The 21,630-nt window shown below is 58.5% G+C and carries 16 protein-coding genes; 9 read left to right on the forward strand and 7 right to left on the reverse strand.

The genetic code is table 11. The features are described 5' to 3' along the window. Positions 1-315: 315 nt before the first annotated feature. The 3 genes from X268_RS38325 to X268_RS38335 all read right to left on the reverse strand — a co-directional run bounded on the left by X268_RS38325 (position 316) and on the right by X268_RS38335 (position 4,566). Positions 316-1,386 carry a cupin domain-containing protein gene (locus tag X268_RS38325; protein ID WP_128929991.1) on the reverse strand — a complete coding sequence of 357 codons (1,071 nt, stop codon included), beginning with the start codon at positions 1,384-1,386 and terminating at the stop codon, positions 316-318. A gap of 96 nt (positions 1,387-1,482) precedes the next feature. Continuing rightward, a complete protein-coding gene (locus X268_RS38330) occupies positions 1,483-2,391 on the reverse strand; it encodes a fumarylacetoacetate hydrolase family protein (RefSeq protein ID WP_128929992.1) in 909 nt (302 codons plus the stop codon). Between the two features lie 63 nt (positions 2,392-2,454). After that, positions 2,455-4,566, reverse strand: coding sequence for an FAD-dependent monooxygenase (locus tag X268_RS38335; protein WP_164933583.1), 2,112 nt, complete (start codon positions 4,564-4,566; stop codon positions 2,455-2,457). A gap of 495 nt (positions 4,567-5,061) precedes the next feature. On the opposite strand from X268_RS38335, the gene X268_RS38340 reads away from it, so the two are divergent. Beyond that, complete coding sequence (locus tag X268_RS38340; RefSeq protein ID WP_128929994.1) at positions 5,062-5,805, forward strand: SDR family NAD(P)-dependent oxidoreductase; 744 nt, start codon at positions 5,062-5,064, stop codon at positions 5,803-5,805. A 233-nt stretch (positions 5,806-6,038) separates the two neighbouring features. Here the strand turns inward: X268_RS38340 and X268_RS38345 are convergent, their stop codons facing one another. From X268_RS38345 to X268_RS38360, 4 genes are all read right to left on the reverse strand, one after another. Further along, positions 6,039-6,995 carry a fumarylacetoacetate hydrolase family protein gene (locus tag X268_RS38345; RefSeq protein ID WP_164933584.1) on the reverse strand — a complete coding sequence of 319 codons (957 nt, stop codon included), beginning with the start codon at positions 6,993-6,995 and terminating at the stop codon, positions 6,039-6,041. Between the two features lie 458 nt (positions 6,996-7,453). After that, on the reverse strand, positions 7,454-8,458 hold the full coding sequence (locus X268_RS38350; RefSeq protein ID WP_128929996.1) for an IclR family transcriptional regulator: 1,005 nt from the start codon (positions 8,456-8,458) through the stop codon (positions 7,454-7,456). Positions 8,459-8,770: 312 nt separating this feature from the next. Next, complete coding sequence (nhaA, locus tag X268_RS38355) at positions 8,771-10,111, reverse strand: Na+/H+ antiporter NhaA (protein ID WP_128929997.1); 1,341 nt, start codon at positions 10,109-10,111, stop codon at positions 8,771-8,773. Between the two features lie 166 nt (positions 10,112-10,277). After that, the gene (locus X268_RS38360; protein ID WP_128929998.1) at positions 10,278-10,925 is read right to left on the reverse strand and encodes a PadR family transcriptional regulator; all 648 of its coding nucleotides are present in this window, start codon (positions 10,923-10,925) and stop codon (positions 10,278-10,280) included. Between the two features lie 440 nt (positions 10,926-11,365). Here X268_RS38360 and X268_RS38365 point away from each other — a divergent pair, with 440 nt between their 5' ends. The 8 genes from X268_RS38365 (at position 11,366) to X268_RS38395 (ending at position 21,604) form a co-directional block, all read left to right on the forward strand. Then, entirely contained in the window at positions 11,366-13,048 is a 1,683-nt protein-coding gene (locus X268_RS38365) for an FAD-dependent oxidoreductase (RefSeq protein WP_164933585.1), read from the forward strand. Then, entirely contained in the window at positions 13,045-13,926 is an 882-nt protein-coding gene (locus X268_RS38370; protein WP_128930000.1) for an SDR family oxidoreductase, read from the forward strand. The genes X268_RS38365 and X268_RS38370 overlap by 4 nt, the downstream gene beginning before the upstream one ends. Before the next feature lie 51 nt (positions 13,927-13,977). Beyond that, positions 13,978-17,433 (forward strand): indolepyruvate ferredoxin oxidoreductase family protein, encoded by a 3,456-nt coding sequence (locus X268_RS38375; RefSeq protein ID WP_164938226.1) that lies wholly within the window; start codon positions 13,978-13,980, stop codon positions 17,431-17,433. 15 nt (positions 17,434-17,448) lie between these two features. Further along, positions 17,449-17,580 carry a hypothetical protein gene (locus X268_RS40790; protein ID WP_276575769.1) on the forward strand — a complete coding sequence of 44 codons (132 nt, stop codon included), beginning with the start codon at positions 17,449-17,451 and terminating at the stop codon, positions 17,578-17,580. Between the two features lie 13 nt (positions 17,581-17,593). After that, the gene (locus X268_RS38380) at positions 17,594-18,919 is read left to right on the forward strand and encodes a carotenoid oxygenase family protein (protein ID WP_206733113.1); all 1,326 of its coding nucleotides are present in this window, start codon (positions 17,594-17,596) and stop codon (positions 18,917-18,919) included. Positions 18,920-19,230: 311 nt separating this feature from the next. Continuing rightward, a complete protein-coding gene (locus X268_RS38385; protein ID WP_128930002.1) occupies positions 19,231-19,863 on the forward strand; it encodes a VOC family protein in 633 nt (210 codons plus the stop codon). Between the two features lie 6 nt (positions 19,864-19,869). Further along, positions 19,870-20,307, forward strand: a complete 438-nt coding sequence (locus X268_RS38390) for a nuclear transport factor 2 family protein (protein ID WP_128930003.1) — start codon at positions 19,870-19,872, stop codon at positions 20,305-20,307. Between the two features lie 25 nt (positions 20,308-20,332). Then, positions 20,333-21,604 carry an MFS transporter gene (locus X268_RS38395; RefSeq protein ID WP_128930004.1) on the forward strand — a complete coding sequence of 424 codons (1,272 nt, stop codon included), beginning with the start codon at positions 20,333-20,335 and terminating at the stop codon, positions 21,602-21,604. The last annotated feature ends 26 nt before the right edge of the window (positions 21,605-21,630 follow it).

The raw sequence follows: 21,630 nt of genomic DNA on the forward strand, positions 1-21,630 counted from the left end.
GCGCTAATCGACTTGTCCCAAGGGGCTTGAATTCTCACGAGGTGAGCGAGCCGTACACGAGCTTTGGGAAGTTAAGAACCTCGGACATTGCCCAATAGGAGAAAATTGCAAACACCCCTTTTGCCCGGCTAGCAAATCGATGCTGTGCGTCAGATGCGCTTAAGTACTCGCGGTCCACGCAAAATAGAACGATCGGCCTGCATCAGGCCTGCGCTATCTACAAGAGCAACTTTCTGGAAACGCGGAGCGAGCCAACGGGTATTGCCTGCGCAAACAACTACGCCGGGCACAACGATTGCAAGAGGCGAAAGCTGCCTATTGACGTCCGTTCGGATGATCTTCTTGGCGAGCCAAACCGAAAGGTTCCAATATAGGCTGATCGCTTGTCCGGAACAGAATCGATTTCTCATACGCAATATATTCGCACCACGACCAAGCCGGCTCTGCGATCACATCGCGCTCTGACCATTCGTGCTTGACGCCATCGATAATGGTGGCACCGCTTCCCTTCGCAACAACACAAAGACTACTCGATGTGCGTCGTCGTGCCTTCGAGTGGAAGCCTTTACGGAATCCGTTCACGTGACAGGCGATTGTCGGCATGACATGCCCACCCGTGATAGGATTTACGTATTCGTAAACGACACCCTCGTACGGGTCATCATCGTCGCGGTCCAGTCCGGCTTGTATCATTGCTTCGGCGGCAGCCCATTTGTACACCAACTGGGGCGAGGCCGGCGGTTGCGCGCGCGTCCGACCTTGTAGCATTCCGAGCGCGCCAATATCTTCGTAAGAGCCCACAGTATTGGTATAGGGTTCTAAGGATTTGCTAGGATGCATCTCGAAACAATCGGCTCGCATGTATGAAACGAATGGGGTATCGAGCGCATCGAACCAAACCATTGGCTCCGTCCCGCCATTGTGCGCGTGACTATGCCAGCACCCTCCAGGCGTGAGCAAAAGATCAAGCTCGTGCATATCCGCGCGCGTGCCATCGACGACCGTGAACGCACCACTTCCCGACAAGATGAAGCGCAGCGCTGAATAGGTGTGCCGGTGCGCCGGTGCGACTTCGCCAGGTAGGATCATCTGCAACGCGCCATTGAGCGTAGGCGTTGCTGCTGCGGACCGTGGCATCCCGGGATTCTCAAACAGAAGAATTCGGCGCTCAGTGCCCGGCCCGGCCAATGATGTCTTAACAGCTTCCTCGAACTCAGCGTGCAAGTCGCGCCACCGCCATACATGGCCGCGCGCCTTGTAGCCCATCTCTTCGGCGACCCCGCTGGTATTCCAGATGGGAATGATACTCAGCCGCTTCATACGATCGGCCCGCTCGGCTGTGGGATCGGCATGTTTCGGATCTGGCTGAGCCGTGCTGTTCGACATTTTGGTTCCTCAACTTTAGTTCGAGCTTGCCGCCACGCTGCGGTTGATTAGACCTGCCGGCTAGCATGAAATTGCAGGACGAGGACTGCGCCTCCTCTAATTTTTGGCTATGCGCGGTGATCGGAGCATTTCGTCCGCCGACCAATCGCCGGCCTCGATCAGGAGCGTCATTTCGCCAATATCCTGTACGCCAACGACGACGCGGTCGCCCGGTACAATTTCGGATACTCCTTCGGGAGTGCCGCTCATGATGATGTCGCCGGGATGAAGTGTATAATAGGCGGACGCGAACGCGATCAGCTTGGGAACCGACCATATGAGGTGTCGCGTATTCGATCGCTGCTTCTCCTTGCCGTTTATGCTCAGATAAAGGTCAAGAACCCCGGGATCGGGAATCTCATCTCGCGTAACCAACCAGGGTCCCAAGACGGAATAGGTGTCGATTGATTTCCGCAGGCTCCGCTCTTCGGGACCACGGACAACCGCGTCGACAGCAACGGCGTACCCAGCGACATACTGCAAGGCGTCTGCCTGCGGGATGTTGCGACCCCGTCGACCTATAACAACACCCAACTCGGCTTCGGGGTCGTGCCTTCGCGTCGGATCGCCCAGTCTGATCAGCGATCCCGGGCCCACTAGCGAACTATTGGCCTTCAAAAAAAGACCGGCTCTGTCGATCGTCTGAACCTCCGATCGGCCCTGCCGCAATTCTTGATTGTTCGTCCCCTCGTCGAGATGGAGCTGATAGTTGACAGGGGCAGCGATGATCTTAGACGGATTAGCGACGGGGCTATCAAGCCGAACCGAGCTCACGGGAATGCGTCGAGCGCGCCCGGCCAGCTCCTGTGCCTTGGCGATGACGCGGTCCAAATGCTCGATCATGATGTCGTGCTGCGGAAACGGCCACTTGAGGCTGGGCAGCACGTCCAGCGCCTCGGTAACGACGAGAATTTCGCCATCTCGCACGATACCAAGCTGATTTCCATCGAAACGACAGAGCCGCATATTATTCTCTCCTATCCAGATAGAGCGGTTAGGGCAGCCAAGCCGCCGGCTTATGCCCTAACCCTATGGCGTCGCCCCGACGTAAGTGTTGGAGTGGGCGTGGCGCCGAATCGCGCGAAAGAACTCGTCCGTCTCCGGCAGAAACTCGAACAGCGCAAAACTATGAATGCTATCGTCGAACAAGTGCAGTTCGGCATCTCCGCCCGCCGATTTAGCAGCAGCGACCAATGCACGAGCGTCGTCAGCGAGGGCTTCTCCACGCGCCGCAAAGACGCGCATCGGTGGTAGCCCGGCAAGATTTCCGCGAAGCGGCGAAATGGCGGGATCATCGGGCTCTCGGTCTTGGATGAACGCACCAGCCAAAGTCAGTAGTCGCCGCCGGGTCATCCAGGGCTCGGTTCGTCTATTGCCGTCGATACTGGCCGCCGTCAGCGTGAGATCGGCAAAGGGCGACAGGAGATAAAGGGCGGCGGGCCGAGTGACATTCTCGTGACGGAGCTTTGCGGCGAGACTTAAAGCAAGACCACCGCCCGAGCATTCGCCACTGACTGCAACTGGGTCTGCGCGCCGCGAAAGCCACGCAAAGGCCGCTCGCACATCCTCCTGCATTTGCATTGGCGTATGTTCCGGGACAAGTCGGAACTCGGGTACCAACGCCCAGCCACCGATCGCGCGCGCTAGACCAGCTGCAAGCAAAACCGAGCTCTTAGCCGAACCAAACACATATCCTCCCCCATGAAGATGAAGAACGGCAGGACCACTTTTCCCGCCGGGGGGAATGACGCATAACGCAGGCACCCCGTCGCAGTCGACGGTTTCTACCGACACATCCTCTGGCAACGCACATAGACTCGACATGAACCGCTCGTAAGCAGCCCGTTCGCTCATCCAGTCTTCATCTTCGAACTTGAGAGCATTCGACCAAAGATCGAACGCGCGGGCGGCGGCCGGCCGCGACGGCCGCACCAATGGACTGGCGTTAAACAGGTCGAATGGCTTGTTTGATTCGGCGACTTCATCATAGCCATAGAGCCACGCAAACCGCTCATACCCAGCTTGGTCGAGCTTCAGCATGCCCCGCCCCATCCGTCCGTAAGCCGCCTGACGCTCGGGTGCCTTTTCATGAAATGCCGTAAGATCGCCGCGACTTTGGTGAAGCAACCGAGTGGTCCGCGGCTTCCGCCGCGCTTGAAACTCGGAAAAAGCGGCTTCCAAGTTGCTCCCGCTCCGGTGCAAACAAGCCGCCAACGCCACCGAATCTTCGAGCGCCATCGCCGCACCGGAGCCGGATGTCGGCAGCACCGGGTGGGCCGCGTCGCCAATCAGAACTATTCGCCCGCGATGCCATTCTGGCAGGGGATAACGATAATTGATCGCCGTGATGAAAGCTTCGGTTACAGCCTCAGTGATCTCTCGGACGTCTTTGCAGGCGTCCTTAAATGAGGCGCGCAAATCCGCGACATCCCCAGCTGTGGCCCAGTCCTCACGATGGATCTCATCGGCAGGTACGTAGAAGGCTGCATAAAACTGTTTGCCGCGACGAATCGGATAGCAAACCACGTGGCGACCCGCACCGCTCCACACATTGGTATCCAATGTTAGCGCTTTGCTGAGAAGCGTCGTTGGTAGAACGGTCCGCCAGGCGAGGAGGCCCGTAGATATCGACTCGCTTTCTCCAAAAATTGCGCTTCGCACCTTGGAACGCAGGCCATCGGCTCCGATTAGGAGATCGCCAAGAACAGCCTCACCCCTCTCGAGAATGACGGTAACACTTCGATCATCTTGCTTCACATCGACAACAGAGCAGTTGAGCCGGATCTCCGTTCCGTCCAAATGTCTTGCAAGAGCGTCGATCAAATCGCGGCGATGCGTCTTGTAAAGCGGGGCGCCATACAGCTTGGCTCCCGCTTCGCCCAGTTGGGTGCGATTGCGTACCTCACCGCTCACCATATCATAAAATGTAATCGTCTCGGGCGGCTCATCCGAGCGCTTTATCTCCGCCGCAATGCCCAGCGATTCAAGAACGCGCATAGCATGAGGTCCAAGGACAACACCTGCTCCAACCTCGCTTAACTCCGCCGCTCGCTCGATGACGGTCACGTCGATGCCGTTACGACGCAAAGCAACCGCCGTAGCCAGTCCGGCCACTCCGGCTCCGACAATCAGGGCACGCATAGCCATCCTCCCGTAGTTGGACATCTGTGACCGATATCCTTTATTCGCAGGTTAAGCTCACCAGTCGTCGAACCGACCAGAGCGCTGCGGGTTAAGGCGAGCTTTCCGGGCTACTCACTGCCCGGTCAATCATCGACCTACGTCGCGCTGCCGCCTTGTCATTTTGGTAAACGTGTTTCCTATTCTGTCGTTTGTCAAGCAGCGCCCAGTCCTGGCGGCAAACCCCAAGCCAAACTCTTTCCGTCGCACAAGTATGCGGCGCAGTATTGTCCTATTCCGCTAGTCGCACCGATTGTAAGTTCCGGCGATACCCTCAAGCCCTGCGGCATGCATACGCCCGCCGCTACACAACTTTTGCTGACCTATGAAACAGCTGATCTCTCCTGTTCGGTGCAGCTTTCCACTATGCGGGGCCGTTCAAAGCGCACCGCCGCCACATAGCAGTGCGACGTGCACCAATCGATGCGACCCTGCTGCGAGCGAGGTTAAACAATAATGGCTGGCCGTCTGGCTGGACGTCACATTTTGATCTCGGGCGGCGGAAGCGGAATCGGCCATGCCACCGCCATGCGATGCGCCGAGGAAGGAGCGGTGGTGACTGTTGTCGGACGGCGGCTCGATTGCTTGAAAGAGGTCGCCAGGTTGACGCGAGGACACGCTATTGCGGCGGATCTTACCGACGAGGCGCAAGCATTTGCCGCGGTGAACGACGCCGCGGCCCTTATGGGCTGTCTCGATGGTATCATCAATTGCGTCGGCAATGCCGAGGCCGCTGTTCTAGAAGATATCGACTTAGCTCGTTGGGACGCGAGTCTTCGCACCAACCTTACGTCTCACTACCTGGTCTGCAGAGCAGCATTGCCACATCTTCGAAAGACTCGAGCAGCAGCCATCGTCAACGTGTCGGCACTGGCAGGGATACGACCCGGTGTAAGCAGCGCGGCGTACGGAGCCGCAAAGGCCGGCGTCATCCAATTTACCAAGACACTTGCTGCCCAGTTGGCGCCCGATATACGAGTGAACTGCGTCTGCCCGGGGGCCGTCGATACTGAGATGATGGACCGATTTTTGGCCGGAAAGTCAGCCTCGCAACAAGACGCTTTTCTGGCGAGGTACGCGCTGAGGCGGCTGGCAATTCCCCTAGAAATAGCAAATCTCTTGCTGTTCCTGGTCAGTTCGGAGGCTCAGTACATCACAGGCAGCAACTATGTCTGCGACGGAGGTCGGGCCTATCAGTGATAGGGAGGTCCTACCGAACGGAACTTGTCACCTGTCCAGTCGACACTGGATCATGACGGCTAGGCTAAGGCTGGCACGCTTGGATAAGGCGACCAGCCTAATTTGCAGATGAGATCGGGCCTAGACAGGCCCGCGATGGCTCGGTGTCGACAGAGCAGGCATGGCGCGCTGCCAAGCCCGCTCAGCCCTTTTGAAAGATCTGACAGTGCGAACCGCGGGTCGGACCGCTTGAACTAGGTCGGCAGCCGCGAATTCGCGGGGACGATCCGCGGCGGCCCCAGAGCGCCACGCTGGGTGCGCGGCTTCTTCACGAAGTCTGCAAACTCGGCATCGACGCCGTATGGCCAGCTGCGCTTGAGAGGGTCCTCCACTAACGTCGTCAGCCGACCGAGCCCCGTTATTTCCTGAACGATGGTATCGCCATGCTGCATCGGACCTAAACCCTGACGGTTGCAGCCTGTCGCGATTATATCGCCTGGGAAGAACGTATTGAACATCGAGGCCTTGTGAATGAGCGCCGGGATTCGATGGGCCATGTCACTTGTGTGGTAGTCCTGCCGTAGCTCGCCGTTGGCCCAAAGCCGGACCTGCAGATCGTGAGGGTCCCGCACTTCATCCTTTGTCACGACCAAGGGACCAAGAGGCGCAAACGTATCCCAATTCTTTTGCGTGAAAAATGACATCTGACCGTTCGACAATATGCCGCGTGCGGACCCGTCTTGAACGATCGTGTATCCAAAAACATAATCCAACGCTTCGCTCTCCGAGACGTCCTTGCAGGTCTTGCCTATGACCACGCCTAGTTCCAATTCGTGATGGACGATGGTCACTTCGACCTTAGGAAGAATCATTGTGTCGCCATCGCCAATGATCGCAGATGGCGATTTGTGAAAGAACTCAAGATCGCTGATATTGCCTTCGATCCCCTCTTTATAGTTCGCTGCGGCGCACAGAATTTTAGATGGTCGCGGCAGCGGCGCTCTCAGCCGCACTTCGGAGACTGGGCGGCCCTTCGTGCGCGACACGTAATCCTCCAAGAGCGGCCGGTAGGTCGCCCAGTTAGTCATCAGACCTTCCATCAGGTATTGAGGCCCGCATTTCGCGAGCGCGGAAACCGGCTTTGTGATGTCGACAATTTCATTCTCTTTGATTGCCCCGGGTATGAACTCGTTGAACAAAGCTAGTTTCATCGAAGTACTCCTCGCATCCCGCTGAAAGCCGCCGCCTAAGGTGCATAAACCAAGGCGCATCCGACGCTGCACGTCGCGACCGACGCAATGTCACTAGGCGTCAAACCCACCAATCAAAATAGTATGGAATTTTGCAAGCGCTGGAACAGCGCAATTTTTTACTCGAATTGCACAGCGAAGCACCGAATACTCTGATGTAAAGCATGGCAGGTCGGGGCTTGCATGACGGTAAGGAGAGCGGCCTCGGAAAGGCGACCGGACCGTAGCTCGCGGCCAAGTCTCTGACGGGAGGGGAGTGAAGGAGCGAGCCCGCCACCTGCGCTCGGCTTCACCTCGTCTGCGGCCATTGGCTTCCATGACCGAATGTGGACGCTGCGGCGCGGCGTGTCGAGCGGCAAGCCAATGATTGGACTTCCACAACATTCGTCCAACTGCTGGCTCTTGCGAGACCAATGCTCCTAAGTTGGCGGCTCGGCTAGGCCGCCCAGGCGCCGCGAAGCTGCTTGCGCGGCGGCGCGGAGCTTCTTTTGAAGTGCAGGTTCGCTATTGATGGACGAACCATGGACTGACCCAAAAAACGTGAGGGCCATTGGCACACGGCCGCGATGATCGAAAATCGGCGCTGCTGTGGTTTCCAATCCTAGTCTGATGACTGTGGGAAATACGGGGTCGAGCAGACCATTGCGTTGCTGCGATGGAACCGATGCTGAGAGACCGAACTCGCGAACCGCCGCACACATGCGCGTCACGTCCTGGCGCCGAATCTGCTGTTCGGGGTTCTCGCGATTCCACACGGCAAGCTCTTGCTTCACCAGCGGGGCAATTTCCCCTCCCTCGCGATAGGCCATGAGCACGCGCCCGGTTGCCGACCATAAGAGCGGGAGCACGCGGCCTTCGTCGATCCGGAAATGATAGCCCAAGCGTCCGGATTGCCAACGCACCACCGTCGGACCAAATGAGCCCCAAACGGAGAGATGTCCGTCAAAGCCGGTCTCCTCACTGAAGGCGACGAGCGCATCCACGCCGATCCGAATGTGATCCAATTGACCGAGGGCAACCAATCCTAATTCGACAACGGCTTGCCCCAAAGCGTAATGGCCTGATCTGACGTCCTGCTCCATAAAGCCCGCCGCGAGCAGGCTTGACAAATACCTATGAGCCCGGCTCGGGCTGAGTCCGCTGACGGTGGCAACATCCTTAAGCGGAAGCGGCCGGCGCTCCTTCGCGATCGCCTGTAGCATTGATAGACCAACGAGCATGGCACGGATGCCGTTGCCGGCCTCTTCCCCGTCCTCCCGTTCACGCAGCGGCATTCCCTTTGACCGGAGCCTGCCGCCAGCTGGAAGGCCCTTAGCTTTTTTCGGATCCGAGCGGAGGTTCTTTTTTCGGGCCATGTCTTTGATAGCGGTGGCTGCGCCGTGGTTCGGATCAAGATCGTTATTCGGTTCCGTGCCGTGCTTCAAGCGGCGGTCGGTTGAGACTTGGGGAGCGAGTGGCTAAAAGCCCGAGAGAAACTAACCGGCCGCTGGGCTGTTTCAAGCGCCAGGCACAACTGGGCAGCCTATCAAGATTACTGCCGGCTGAATGGCCGTGTGAGAGCGCAAACTTTGGTAGCTCCTCTGCTGGAGTAGCCGATCTGGAAGCGCAAAAGAGCCGATGTCGCCCTGCGCGGTGGCAGGTTTTGCTAGGCTACGTCGGATCAACAAACCGGACCGATGATCGTGACAGCGACGATATCGCGGGCCGTGCCGAGCCTGGAAGGACACGAACCGACGTCACGAACGTCGCACGTAGAAGGCGCCCCAGCCAAGGCCGAGCGTCACGGCTATGGCCGAGCCCAACAACACGCCCAATTTTGCTGCCCTTAAAAAACCTTCACTGGAGAAGGCCAGCATCGAGATGAAGATGGACATGGTGAAGCCGATGCCCGCTAGCAGTCCGACGAGAAAGACGCCGCCCCAAGAAACCCCGGGAGCAAGGCAGCAGAACCCCGATCGTACGGCGATCCAGGCCGCTCCGAAAATGCCAAGCGGCTTTCCCACTATCAAAGCAAGTGCGGTGCCCATCGTCACCAGCAGGCCGGCAGCGGGTAGATCCGCGCCCTTTATGCTGACCCCCGAATTCGCCAGCGCAAACATTGGCATCACTCCGTAAGCTACCCACGGATGAAGTACCATCTGCACGCGCGACGCGGGCGGCAAAATCTCACGGTGAGCTATGCGAAGGTCGCGCAACGGCTGCTGCAACAAATGCAGATCTCCTGTTTTCATCGCATCGCCAGTTTTCAACTGTCCGAGCGCTTGCGACGCCACCTCCAGCGGAGGTTCTCGCATCGCTATGGGGCGAGCCGGAGTCATCAACCCGAGCACCACTCCAGCAAGTGTTGGGTGGACCCCGGCAACGAACAATCCGACCCAAACCAACAAACCTGGCACCACATATGGCGATGCCGCACCGATCCCCATCCGCTGGAATCCCAAGACCCCGAGAACGCCAACGGCTGCGATAGCAAGGCCGCCTAATTGCAGAGTTTCGGTGTAAAAGACGGCGATGATCAAAATCGCAATGATGTCGTCGATGATCGCTAGAGCGAGTAGGAACACTCGCACATTGACCGGGATTCTTCGTCCAAGCAGGGCGAGGACGCCAACAGCAAAGGCGATGTCCGTCGCGGTCGGCACGGCCCAGCCGTGTCCCCGAGCAGCATCATTGTTGAGGCTTAGATAGATAAGCGCGGGAACGAGGACGCCACCGGCCGAAGCAATCAGCGGCAGAACGGCCTGGTCAAAGCGGCTCAGTGCGCCCTCATGAACCTCCCGCCGAATCTCCATGCCCACAACAAGGAAGAAGACGGTCATCAATGCGTCATTCACCCAGAAATGCAGCGACTGGGAAAAGACGTACTCACCAAGGCCAATGGTGACAGGGAGAGTCCAAAAGAGGTGGTAACTCGGGGCCGCGGTCGAATTCGCCCAGATCAAGGCCGCGGCTGCTGCAACGAGAAGCACCGCGCCGCTTACTGCCTCAATATGCAGAAATCGGTTAAGTGTGTTCGCAGCCTGTTCTGCCAATCGCTGAGCTGTCGGAAGATCGCCGAATTTAGGATCGTGGTTCATAGGCGCAGATCGTCCGCGTGGCGGCCCGACCATCGCGTTACCTGACGCCGCCCCAATGCAGCGAACACCCATGCGTCCCTATACAGGGTAATGGTGGCAATTCAACGTCGGGACGAGACCCTGGAACAAGGGCCAGCGGCAGATGGCTGTAAACTGCCGAGGGTCTTCATTTTGACTGTGCTCTAGATGCCTTGGCTGGCTCAGTGGCGCGCGACAATTCGCCGGCCAATTTTCGATAGGCTTCCATAGCCGTCAGCTTCAGGTCGCGCGAGAGTCGAATGGCAGATAGCAGGCAGAATTGGCGATGATTGCTCTGTGCCGGCTCCGGCAAACGGAAACGATCAACAAAATCGACCAAGTGTAGGTTGATGGCCGCTATCTCTCCTTCAACGAGCTCGATTTGCCGGTTGAGCACGGCCACAGCTTCACTGGGCGGAAGCAACCGCAATGCCGCCATCTTTACGCTGAACTCGTCCCGGACAGGCACATGGGTCGGACCTTTTCTCGCCCACTCCTTGAGAGCTTCGAGGCCGCGCTCCGTAACCTCGTAGACCTTCTTGTCCGGTTTGCTTTCCTGCGCAATGTCCTCGAACGTGACATAGCCGTGTTCCGCTAGCAGCTGCAGCGTCGGATAGACTTGGCTGTGCTTGGCCTCCCACATGTAATTGCGCGGGGGGCCCATCAATTGAGTCAGCTCATAACCGGTATGAGGATGGTGGGCCAAGCTCGTCAGAATGACATAACCAAGCGTCGGAATTGCTGGAGGAGTTGCCGCAGGGGCCTTCCGTTTTACGGTCGTCTTCTTCTTCGCCATCGCTAGTTCCAAGCTCGCCTAATCTCCAAGCACAATCACGCTCTTACGGAGCATTCAGTGACCTTGCCCTGACCCTGCATAGTCTGGAGGGCGAGCTTTTACCATCGGCAACATTTGACATATGCACATTCGCCTGTTACTCACATATGTAATATATGACATATGGAGGAAATCGATGCTTCCCGGCGTCGAATGCCCACTAAGCCCCGTTGCGCAGCCGGCGTTCGGGTTATTGCGAGGGCCTCTGAAGAATGAGTGGCATGCCCGCAGAGGGACGTTCCGGAGAGCAGCGCGCCCGGCCAATTCTCAAAAATGCAGGGCAGGGGCATGCCTCTTGGAAAGCCTCGGTCGCTGCCGAAACACCACCTCTAGCGCCGCAGCCCATTGACCGGTGCGGCCAGACGGTCTCCGGCGAGCAGTTCAATTCAGGAGGAATGTCCGTGGAAACGATCGATACGCCCGTCTTGATAGTCGGCGGAGGGCCGGTCGGCTTGTCGCTTGCAATCGATCTCGGTTGGCGCGGTGTCGAAGCGCTGCTCATAGAGCAGGAGCGGCCGACGGCCCGGATGGTTCATCCTCGCATGGACAATGTCGGCATTCGCACTATGGAATTCTGCCGACGCTGGGGAATTGTCGAGGCCATCGAAATGGCCGGGTTTCCTCGCGATCTGCCGGTCAGCATCGTCTATGCGACGGGGGTCCTCGGCCACGAACTGGCGCGCGATGTCTACCCTGATAAAGCGCACGCGGTCCCGCCACCGTTTAGCCCGCAAAAGCACGAGCTATGCCCTCAAAATTTTTTCGACCCCGTACTCCAGAACGCAGCTTCGAGCTACTCGACCAACCAGTTGCTGTATCAGCACCGCCTAGAGGAATTCGAGGACAAGGGCGACCACGTCATCGCTCACGTGCGCCCGCTGCTTGGTGGCGAACCACTATGCGTGCGTGCGCAGTACCTTGCCGCCTGCGATGGGGCAAGCAGCACAGTCGCACAGCGACTCTCGCTTGGTCCGACAAACAGCAAGGTATTGAGTTGTAGCACGAACATCTTCGTTCGGTGTCCGGCTCTGGCGCAGAAGACGCTCGCCCAACGGGCGTATCGGTACGTGTTAGTCGGGCCTGAGGGGGTTTGGGGAAGCTTCGTCAATATAGACGGGCGCGATACCTGGCGGCTTCAACTGCTCGGCGACGAGACCTGGCCCAATTGGAGCGAGGCGCAGATCAACACTTTTGTGCGACGAGGAATCGGAGCCGATGTTGACTACGAGGTGCTCTCTTGGTTGCCGTGGTCCCGTCGTGAGATCACTGCGCCGAAGTTCAGCTCCGGGCGCTGCTTCCTCGTCGGCGATTCGGCCCATCAGCTCTCTCCGACCGGCGGATACGGCATGAATACGGGCATTGCCGAGGCGGTTGATCTGTCATGGAAGATCGCAGCTGTGTTGGAGGGGTGGGGCGGCCCCACACTCCTGGAAAGCTACGACACAGAGCGGCGCCCGATCGCCATGCGCAACGTGTCGCAGGCGTCCGCGAACCTAGCCGCGATGCGCTCGGTTCCTCCAGAGCCGATGCTGCTCGACCAAGGCCCTGCGGGCGAGACGGCGCGGCGCGCAACAGGAGCCTATACCCAGCAGGCCATGCAGCGGGAATGGAGGTCGTTCGGAATTCATCTTGGGGCGGTCTATCGCAATTCGCCGATCGTCGTCGCTGAATCGTTCGAACGAGCCGAGCCCGATGTCGCGAACTTCGTGCAAGTAGCCGAGGCCGGCGGCCGCGCACCTCATGTTTGGCTCTCGCCGGGCCACTCCACGTTAGACTTATTCGGTCGTGGGTTCGTGCTGCTGGAGTTCGCATCGGAGGTGGGTGCTGCTGTGGGCGGTCTGACCCGTGCGGCGCACGCGGTTGGGCTGCCAATCCGTCATCAGCTCATCCCGGAGCCAAACACCATCGCCGTCTACGGGCGCCGCTACGCTTTGGTCCGCCCGGACGGACACATCAGCTGGATTGGGGACGCTATTCCTGAAGAGCCGGCGCGGCTCATTGATCGCATCCGCGGCGCGGGCGGCGTGCAGGGCACGTCGGCATTAAGAACGCTTCCCTTGAGCATGGGCAGCGTGGCCTCATGAGTCTGACCGGCAAAACCCTGTTCATTACCGGCGCAAGCCGAGGCATTGGGCTCGCCATTGCGCTGCGAGCCGCGCAAGACGGCGCCAACGTTGCAATTGCAGCCAAGACTGTCGAGGCGCACCGGCATCTTCCCGGCACGATCTATTCTGCCGCCGAAGCCATCGAGCGAGCTGGGGGCAGGGCGTTGCCGCTGGCCGTCGACGTCCGTGATGAATCCTCCGTCGAGGCCGGCGTTGCCCAAGCGGCAAAGACGTTCGGCGGCATCGACATTTGCATCAATAATGCATCAGCGATCCATCTGGCCGGCACCCTACAAACGGATATCCGGCGCTTCGACTTGATGGCTCAAGTCAACGCACGCGGGACCTTCATCACTACCAAGGCATGCCTTCCGCACCTGATGAAGGCAGCTAATCCGCATGTCTTGATGATATCTCCGCCGCTTGACATGACGCCCAAGTGGTTCGCGCCGCACACCGCCTACACCATGGCGAAGTTCGGCATGAGCATGTGCGTGCTCGGCATGAGCGCGGAATTTGCCGATCGCGGTATTGCTGTCAATGCTCTCTGGCCCCGAACCGCCATTGCGACGGCTGCCATCCAATTTGCATTGCTCGGAGAGAACGGAATGCGTCATTGCCGCAAGCCGGAGAGCATGGCCGACGCAGCCCATGCCATCCTCTCAAAGCCTGCGCGCGCCTTCACGGGCAACTTTCTGATTGACGACACGGTGCTCTATGACGAGGGGGTGCGCGAGTTTACGCATTATAGCGTGGATCCGGCGCTGCCTTTGATGGGAGACATGTTCGTTCCGGGCGACTTGCCGGCCCCACCCGGCGTGCAGATCAGCTCCGCTATCGATACCGCACGGAGCTAATGCCGGCGTGCCGGAAAGTCTTTTGCGCCAGCGCATCCAATGGAGTTGCGAATGAGTAATTCCTCTATCTCGCTCGATGATCGTTATTCCAAGCGCGGCGGAACAGTTCTCCTCGGCGGAGTGCAGGCGCTCGTCCGCCTGATGCTATTACAGGCCGAGCGAGATCGGATGAATGGCTTGTCGAGCGCGGGTTTCGTCAGCGGTTATCGGGGTTCACCCCTTGGTACGCTCGATGCCGCGTTTGCCTCTGCGAAGCGGCTAACGAGCGACCAAAAGATTGTGGTGCAGCCGGCGGTCAATGAAGAACTCGCGGCCACCGCCGTGGCCGGTACGCAGCAGATCCATCAATCACCCGGCGCCCGGGTCGATGGTGTTTTTGCGTTGTGGTACGGCAAGGGCCCTGGACTGGATCGCGCGGCGGACGCGATTAGGCACGGCAACTCGCAAGGTTCTTCGCCGAACGGCGGGGGGGTCGTCGCCGTGGGTGACGATCATCTGGCAAAATCCTCAACGGTCGCCTGCTACAGCGACGAGACTGTCGCCAGTCTCCTCCTCCCGCTGCTCTACCCGGCTGATCCCGGCGAGATCGTCAGCTATGGACTCCACGGCTTTGCCATGTCGCGGCTGACGGGATCTTGGGTTGCGCTAAAAGTGCTGACGGAAGTGGCCGACAGTACACGCACCGTGCCGGCCGCAGAATTAGGTAATTTGCCCGTTCGGCCCGACGTCACTGTGCCGGACATTGGCCTGCATAACCGCTGGCCTGACTTGCCGCTCGATCAGGAACGGCGGCAGCATGAATTCCGTTTGCCGGCTGCGCTTGCTTATGTCCGGGCAAACGGTCTCGATCGCGTCGCGGTGAGGCCTAAGGACGCGCGGGTCGGTTTCGTCGCGGCCGGCAAATCTTGGAATGATTTGCGCGAAGCACTCGACCTGCTGGGCCTTCACGATTCACGGCTGATCGAGCTCGGGCTGGCTCTCTACAAGCCGGCGATGATCTGGCCGCTAGAGCCTCAGGGCCTCACAGCCTTTGCCGAAGGCCTGCAGGAGCTCGTCATCGTGGAGGAGAAGGCGCCGCTGATCGAGCGCCAAGTAAAGTCTATACTCTACGGCCGGTCACAGGCTCCCTCGGTTTGGGGCAAATGTGGACCGGAGCAACACCCGATGTTTTCTGCAACGGGCGATCTAACGCCCGAGCAGATTGCTGTCCAGATCGCGGCGGTCATCGCAAGGATATCCGGTGATCAGGTCGTAGCAGCACGAGGCGAACGCTTGCGCCGGCACACGAACCAACGCGGATTTGCAGATGTGCCCGCATCCCGGCGTCCATTCTTCTGTTCCGGGTGTCCGCATAACCGGTCGACAGCCGTGCCAGATGGCAGTCGAGCTCTCGCTGGGATTGGCTGCCACGGTTTAGCCGCGCGCAATCGCCCTGACACGTTCAGCTATTCCCAGATGGGCGGCGAGGGAATCCACTGGCTCGGCCTCGCTCCGTTCACCGACGAATCGCATGTGTTTTCGAATATGGGCGATGGCACGTATTTCCATTCAGGCCTGCTCGCAATCCGCCAGGCGGTCTCTGCTAAGCTGAACATCACCTACAAGCTGCTCTACAACAGTGCTGTCGCGATGACAGGCGGTCAAGCAGTCGATGGCGACCTTTCCCTCGAGCGGCTTCTGCGCCAGCTCCGGGCCGAGGGCGTCAGCACAATAATTTTGGTCACCGATGATCTGGCGTCCTATCGTGAGCATGCCGAGGTCCACTCCCTGGCGGGAGAGGTGGTGGATCGCGACGAACTTGATGCCGTACAGCTCAAATTGCGAGCCCAACCGGGTGTAAGCATCATCGTATATGACCAGATGTGTGCTACCGAGCGCCGGCGGAAACGCAAACGTGGCCAACTGAAGGAAACCAGCCGCCGCGTCTTCATCAATCAGCTGGTCTGCGAAGGCTGCGGCGATTGCTCGATCAAGTCAAACTGCCTATCCGTGGAGCCGGTCGACACTCCACTAGGTACGAAGCGAAGAATCAATCAATCGAGCTGCAACACCGATCTCAGTTGCATTCGAGGCTTCTGTCCCAGTTTCGTAACTGTCGAGGGTGCCCGTGTGAACCGCGGGCCAAAACCGCAGCTTACGATCGACCAACCATTGCTGCCCCTGGTGAGCGCTGCGCCGCCGCAACACAGCCGCATTCTTCTTGCCGGCGTAGGTGGGACCGGAATCGTGACGACGAGCGCGGTGCTGGCAATGGCCGGACACCTGGCAGGTCGAGGGGCCGCGGTGCTGGACCAGATCGGAATGGCTCAGAAGGGCGGGGCGGTTACAAGTCACGTTCATCTTGGCGGCCCCATTCATGCTTTGCGGATTCCAGCGGAGCACTGTGACCTTCTCCTGGCTTGCGACCAGATCGTCGGCAATGCATCGGACGTGATGGCATCTCTCAACCGAGGGCGGAGCCGCGTCCTCGCCAATGCTGACGTGTCCATCACTGGAGATTTCGTCACTAATCGTCAGGCCGTCGTGAATTCGAGTTTGCTGACGAGACGGCTGAGCACACAAGTTGAACCGGAACATTTCGCGGTGTTTCCCTTCACGGCTTTGGCACAATCTTTGTTCGGCGATTCGATCGCCGCCAATTTCATGATGATCGGGTGCGCTTATCAGAAAGGCTGGCTTGGCCTTAACCTTGAGGACCTCCACCAGGCGATCGAACTCAATGGCGCCGCCAAGGAGGCAAATCTCGCTGCGCTTGAGTGGGGGCGTCGGTTAGCTTCCGACCCTCAATTCGTCTTTGTTGCAGCAGGCCTGGCCGAAAAGACTGAGCAGCGCACCCCTGAGGCGGAGATCCAAGATCTTACGACATTTCTTCGCAACTATCAGAGCAATGACTACAGCCAGCGTTTCCTTGATGTCATCAACCACATCCGTGAGGCGGAGACTAAGGTTCATACTGGCCATTCGCTAACGCTGGCTGCTGCGCGATCCCTGTTCAAGCTGATGGCCTACAAGGATGAGTACGAGGTTGCCAGACTCTATACGAGCGGAGAGTTCGAGCGGGCAGTCCGATCTCAGTTTGATAGCTTCGCAAAGCTGTCAATCTATCTTGCACCGCCTTTTCTGTCTCGCCGCGACAAGACAACGGGAGAGCCGCGCAAGATCCGGTTCGGAGCTTGGATCTTGCCCGTCTTCAGAATCTTGGCGGCCTTGAAGATCTTGCGCGGAACACCCTTCGACGTCTTCGGAAGGAGCGCCGAGCGCCGCACCGAGCGTGCTCTGATCGCCGAATTCATCGATGCCTTGAACCGCTTACCCCGTCGATTGTCAGCGGCATCGCTTCCACAGGCTGTCGCCATTGCTGAGCTACCGCTCGAGGTGCGTGGCTTCGGCCACGTGAAGCAAAAGGCGATCGAATTGTTCCGGCGGCGCCTTGGGGAGGCGCTCGCAGGTTACGAAAATGCGGCGCCTCACTTGGACGCTAGCGCGCGCACTACGCTAAAGGCATGAAAACCGAGGTGACAAATGACGAAGCGTTTCCCTGACGATCCGATTTATCATGGCTTCGACGCTCCTGGCCGTGTAGAGGCACACGTGTTCGATCTTGACGTTGAAGGACGCATTCCAACCGATCTCGACGGCACCTTTTTCGTGTAGCTCCCGAACCACAATGGCCGCCGAGCTTGGCCGTGACATCTTTTTTAACGGCGATGGCATGGTTGGCGCCTTCCGTTTCAAGGATGGTCATGTCGACTTTACGTCGAAATATGTCCTGACCGACAAGTTCGTTGCGGAGCGGGCGGCGCGCCGCGCCCTCTACGGCGCCTACCGCAATCCGTTCACTGACGATCCATCGGTTGCCGGTACTATCCGAAGCACGGCCAATACCAACGTCGTCGTTCACCATGGGCTGTTGCTCGCGCTGAAGGAGGACGGACCGCCGGTCGCGATGCGGCCAGATACGCTTGAAACGATCGGTAACTACCGTTTTGACGGAAAGATGACCAGTCAGACATTTACGGCTCACCCCAAGATCGATCCGACCAATGGCGAGCTGATTGGCTTTGGTTATGCCGCCAAGGGTGTGACGACCACCGATATCGCCTATTACGTCATCGATCGCGGCGGACACGTGGTGCATGAAGCTTGGTTTAATGCGCCGCGGGCAGCGATGATACACGACTTCGCCGTGACGGAAAACTATGTCGTCTTTCCCGTGAGCTCGCTGACGTCGGACATCGAACGCCTGAAGCAGGGCGAACCGGCCTTTGCCTGGCAGCCGAATGTGGACCAAATCTATGGGGTTCTGCCCCGCCGCGGCAGCGGAAAAGATATTCGTTGGTTTACAGTGCCGACGAACGGCTTCCAGGGCCACACCATCAATGCATGGGACGAAGGACACAAAGTCTATCTCGACCTGCCCGTCGTCAATGACAACGTGTTCTGGTTCTTCCCAGAATATAGTGGGCACGTGCCTGATCCCCGGTCCCTGCGTCAAGCCATGACGAGATGGACATTTGATCTATCTAGCAACAGCCCCGTTCCTCAGGCCGAGATCTTTACCCAAACGATGGGCGAGTTCCCCCATGTGGACGAGCGTTACGCCACGCGGCCCTATCGTCATGCCTTTCTCGCCCTTATCGACCCCTTCGCTCCGTATGACGCGGATCGCTGTGGCCCGCCCTCGGTCAACGCTTTCCTCAACGGCCTCGCTCACCTGGATATAGCGACCGGAAAGAGCGAGCGCTGGCTACCCGGTCCCACCTCGTCTGTCCAAGAACCGGTGTTTGCTCCCCGATCCCCTAATGCGCCGGAGGGAGACGGCTACGTCATTGCGCTCGTCAACAGGCTCGACGAAAGGCGGAGCGGCCTCGTCATCTTGGACACTCAACATTTTGCAGATGGCCCGGTCGCAGTCGCTCACTTACCGCTGCGGCTACGCAACGGCTTGCACGGCAACTCGGTGCCTTCAAGCGAGCTCACTGCACCAAACTGACACGGCTCCACTACGGACAGCAACCAGCTGACCTCAGCCACAGGCAACCACAAGAGGATGTAACATCTCTTGTGGTGACCTGCCTGTGGCTGATTTCGCTCGTGAGGCGACCGTCGCGCCAGGGACGGCGATCTTGGACGGCCTTGCATGTTGCCGCTTCAGCATGACGGGCGTTTGATCATTCACGAACAAGCGCCCGCGCTCAACTCCAGACAAATGCTGCATGGCGCCATATGTAATAGTTGACATATCGTCGAGCCCTGATAACCTAGAACTATAAGTCAAAAGTGTCATATGAGGAATCTGTCCCCATGAGCGTCCAATCGCTACCCGCCGACCTGCACAAGGCAACCTCCGCGCTGCCTTCGCCGCGCGTTTCGGAGATCGTTCTGCAAACTGCACAGTACGAGCTGATGCGCGACTGGTACTCATCTGTGCTGGGATTGAGCTGGAGCATCACAAATCCTGGCGGTGCCCCGGAAAACCGGCGCCGTTTCGCCGGCTCGCCCAAACAGACCCGAGCTAGCGACGTGCGATCCTGTTTCATGTTCTTGGACCGCTCGCCGGTTCATGGGCAGGTCCTGGCGCTATTCGAGCTGCCAGAGCTATCCGACTCGCCCAGCCGCGATCCCGGCTTGAATCACTTTCAATTTCGTCACGCAAATCTGGCGGCGCTGCTGGATCGCGTGGAATTGTTGCTCGGCGCTGGTCTGCAAGCCCACCGCGCTTCCAACCACGGTCCAGTGACAAGCTATTATTTCTCAGATCCAGACCAGAACGTCGTTGAGCTTTGCTGCAACAATTTTGACGACGCCGAGAAACTCAAGGCCTTCATCGACTCTGACGCTTTCAAGAACAATCCCTCTGGCATTGATGTCGACCCGAAGGATTTCTTGGCGCGCTTCCGCGCCGGCGAGCCATTAGACCAGCTGCTTAAGATCTGAGGGCCCATGCAGCGGGATAGGCTAGAACGAGCGGCGGATATCCTCGAGGCTCAAGCGACGGTCTTGAGCTTCATGGAGCATTTTGACTATGGCAATGCCGAGGCCGCTGCAGGGCTCTTCACAGAAGATGGTGTCTGGCACCGCGGCGATGGCCTTGTACGCGGCAAGGGCATGCTTGTTGATCTTATCAATCGCCGCGATCGCAACCTGGTCGTCCGACACCTGATCTCCAACATCAGATCGGAATGGCTGAACGAAGATCGCATTCTTATTCACGCGTACGTAACTCTGCTCAGCCAGCGCAGTGAGACCACTCCTCAACAGTTTCCTCTGCCATTTGATGGCGTAGCAGGATTTGGCCGTTACGAAGACGAGCTGCATCGGAGCGACGGGCGCTGGTTGATCGCAAGAAAGAAAACGGTGACCGAACTCAAGAAAAAATAAAACATGAGCTGAAAAGGGGAGGAAGATGATGACGAGCGTTAATACGCCTGCGCTGCCGGCCGTTGGCGACCTGTCGCCGCAGGTTCAGCTACGTGGAATAGAGGCAACAAAGGTCGTGCTCGGTTCCGGAATTGGCATGTTGACCAATTTCGGGCCGATCGTAATCTATACTTTCGGAACATTCCTGCTGCCAATTGTCAACGATACGGGCTGGTCGAGGGCCAGCGTGGCTGCCGCTCTTGCGCCAGCTGCTCTCTGCTCCGGCTTCTCGCAGCCAATCGTCGGGTGGCTGGTCGACCGATATGGGCCGCGCGTCTTTGCAGGCTTTTCTTTCGCTTTGTTTGCGCTCGGCCTGATTGCACTCGGTCAACTTCCACGTGATCCCTTAAGTTTTGCAATCTTTATGGGCCTGCTCGGACTCCTTGGCGCGGGGCAAGGGATCACGGCTTTCACCTACATAGTCACTCGGACTTTTTCGACCTTTCGTGGGTTTGCGCTCGGCATCATTAATGCAGCCTCGGCCGCCGGCATCATGTTAATGCCCGCGATCGCCACCTTTTCCATTGCAGAATACGGCTGGCGCAACAGCTACGCAGCGATCGGCGCTGGGGTCGCAATCCTTGGCGCAGTAGCCGTCATCTGGCTCATTCCCGGCAAGGAGCGCTTTCAGAAGTCCGCCGCTTCCGCGCAATCCTCCAAGCTTGTCTTCGGTGAGCTTTTGTCTGCTCCAATTTTTTGGATGCTTGCGTTGGCATTCCTACTGATGACGCTCGCCATTCAAGGTATGATTGTCCACATGACACCGTTGTTGATCGATCGCGGCTTTCGGCCCGTCGATGCGGCGGCTGTGATGGCGACATACGGCATGACGATGCTGGTAGCCCGCTTCTTGCTCGGGTCCATGCTTGATCGATGGTCTCCACGGTTGGTAGCGGTCGTTGGTTGCCTCGGTCCTGTGGCTGCCGGACTGCTGTTGGTCTCGACACGGCAGACTTCTATGGTTTATTTGGCCGCAGCTCTTCTTGCGCTTGGAGCGGGAGCAGAGTCGGATCTCATCCCATACACTGTCGCACGGCAATTCGGCGTTGCCCAGCTGGGGCAAAAGATCGGGCTGTTTATCGTCGTGTTCGCCATTGGCGTAGCCATTGGCCCGCTGATGTTTTCCGCGGTTCAAGCCTTGCGGGGAAACTACGACATCGCGCTCATCGCCAGTAGCGCCCTGATGCTGGCGGCGTCAGTCATCTTTGCTTTGATCCCATCCGCCTCGTTAAGCCAAAACGGCGAAAAGAGCGGCTGAGTCAGCCTTCATCAGCGCCTCAAAAA

The sequence above is a fragment of the Bradyrhizobium guangxiense genome, assembly GCF_004114915.1.
In the GTDB taxonomy this organism is placed as follows: Bacteria; Pseudomonadota; Alphaproteobacteria; order Rhizobiales; family Xanthobacteraceae; genus Bradyrhizobium; species Bradyrhizobium guangxiense.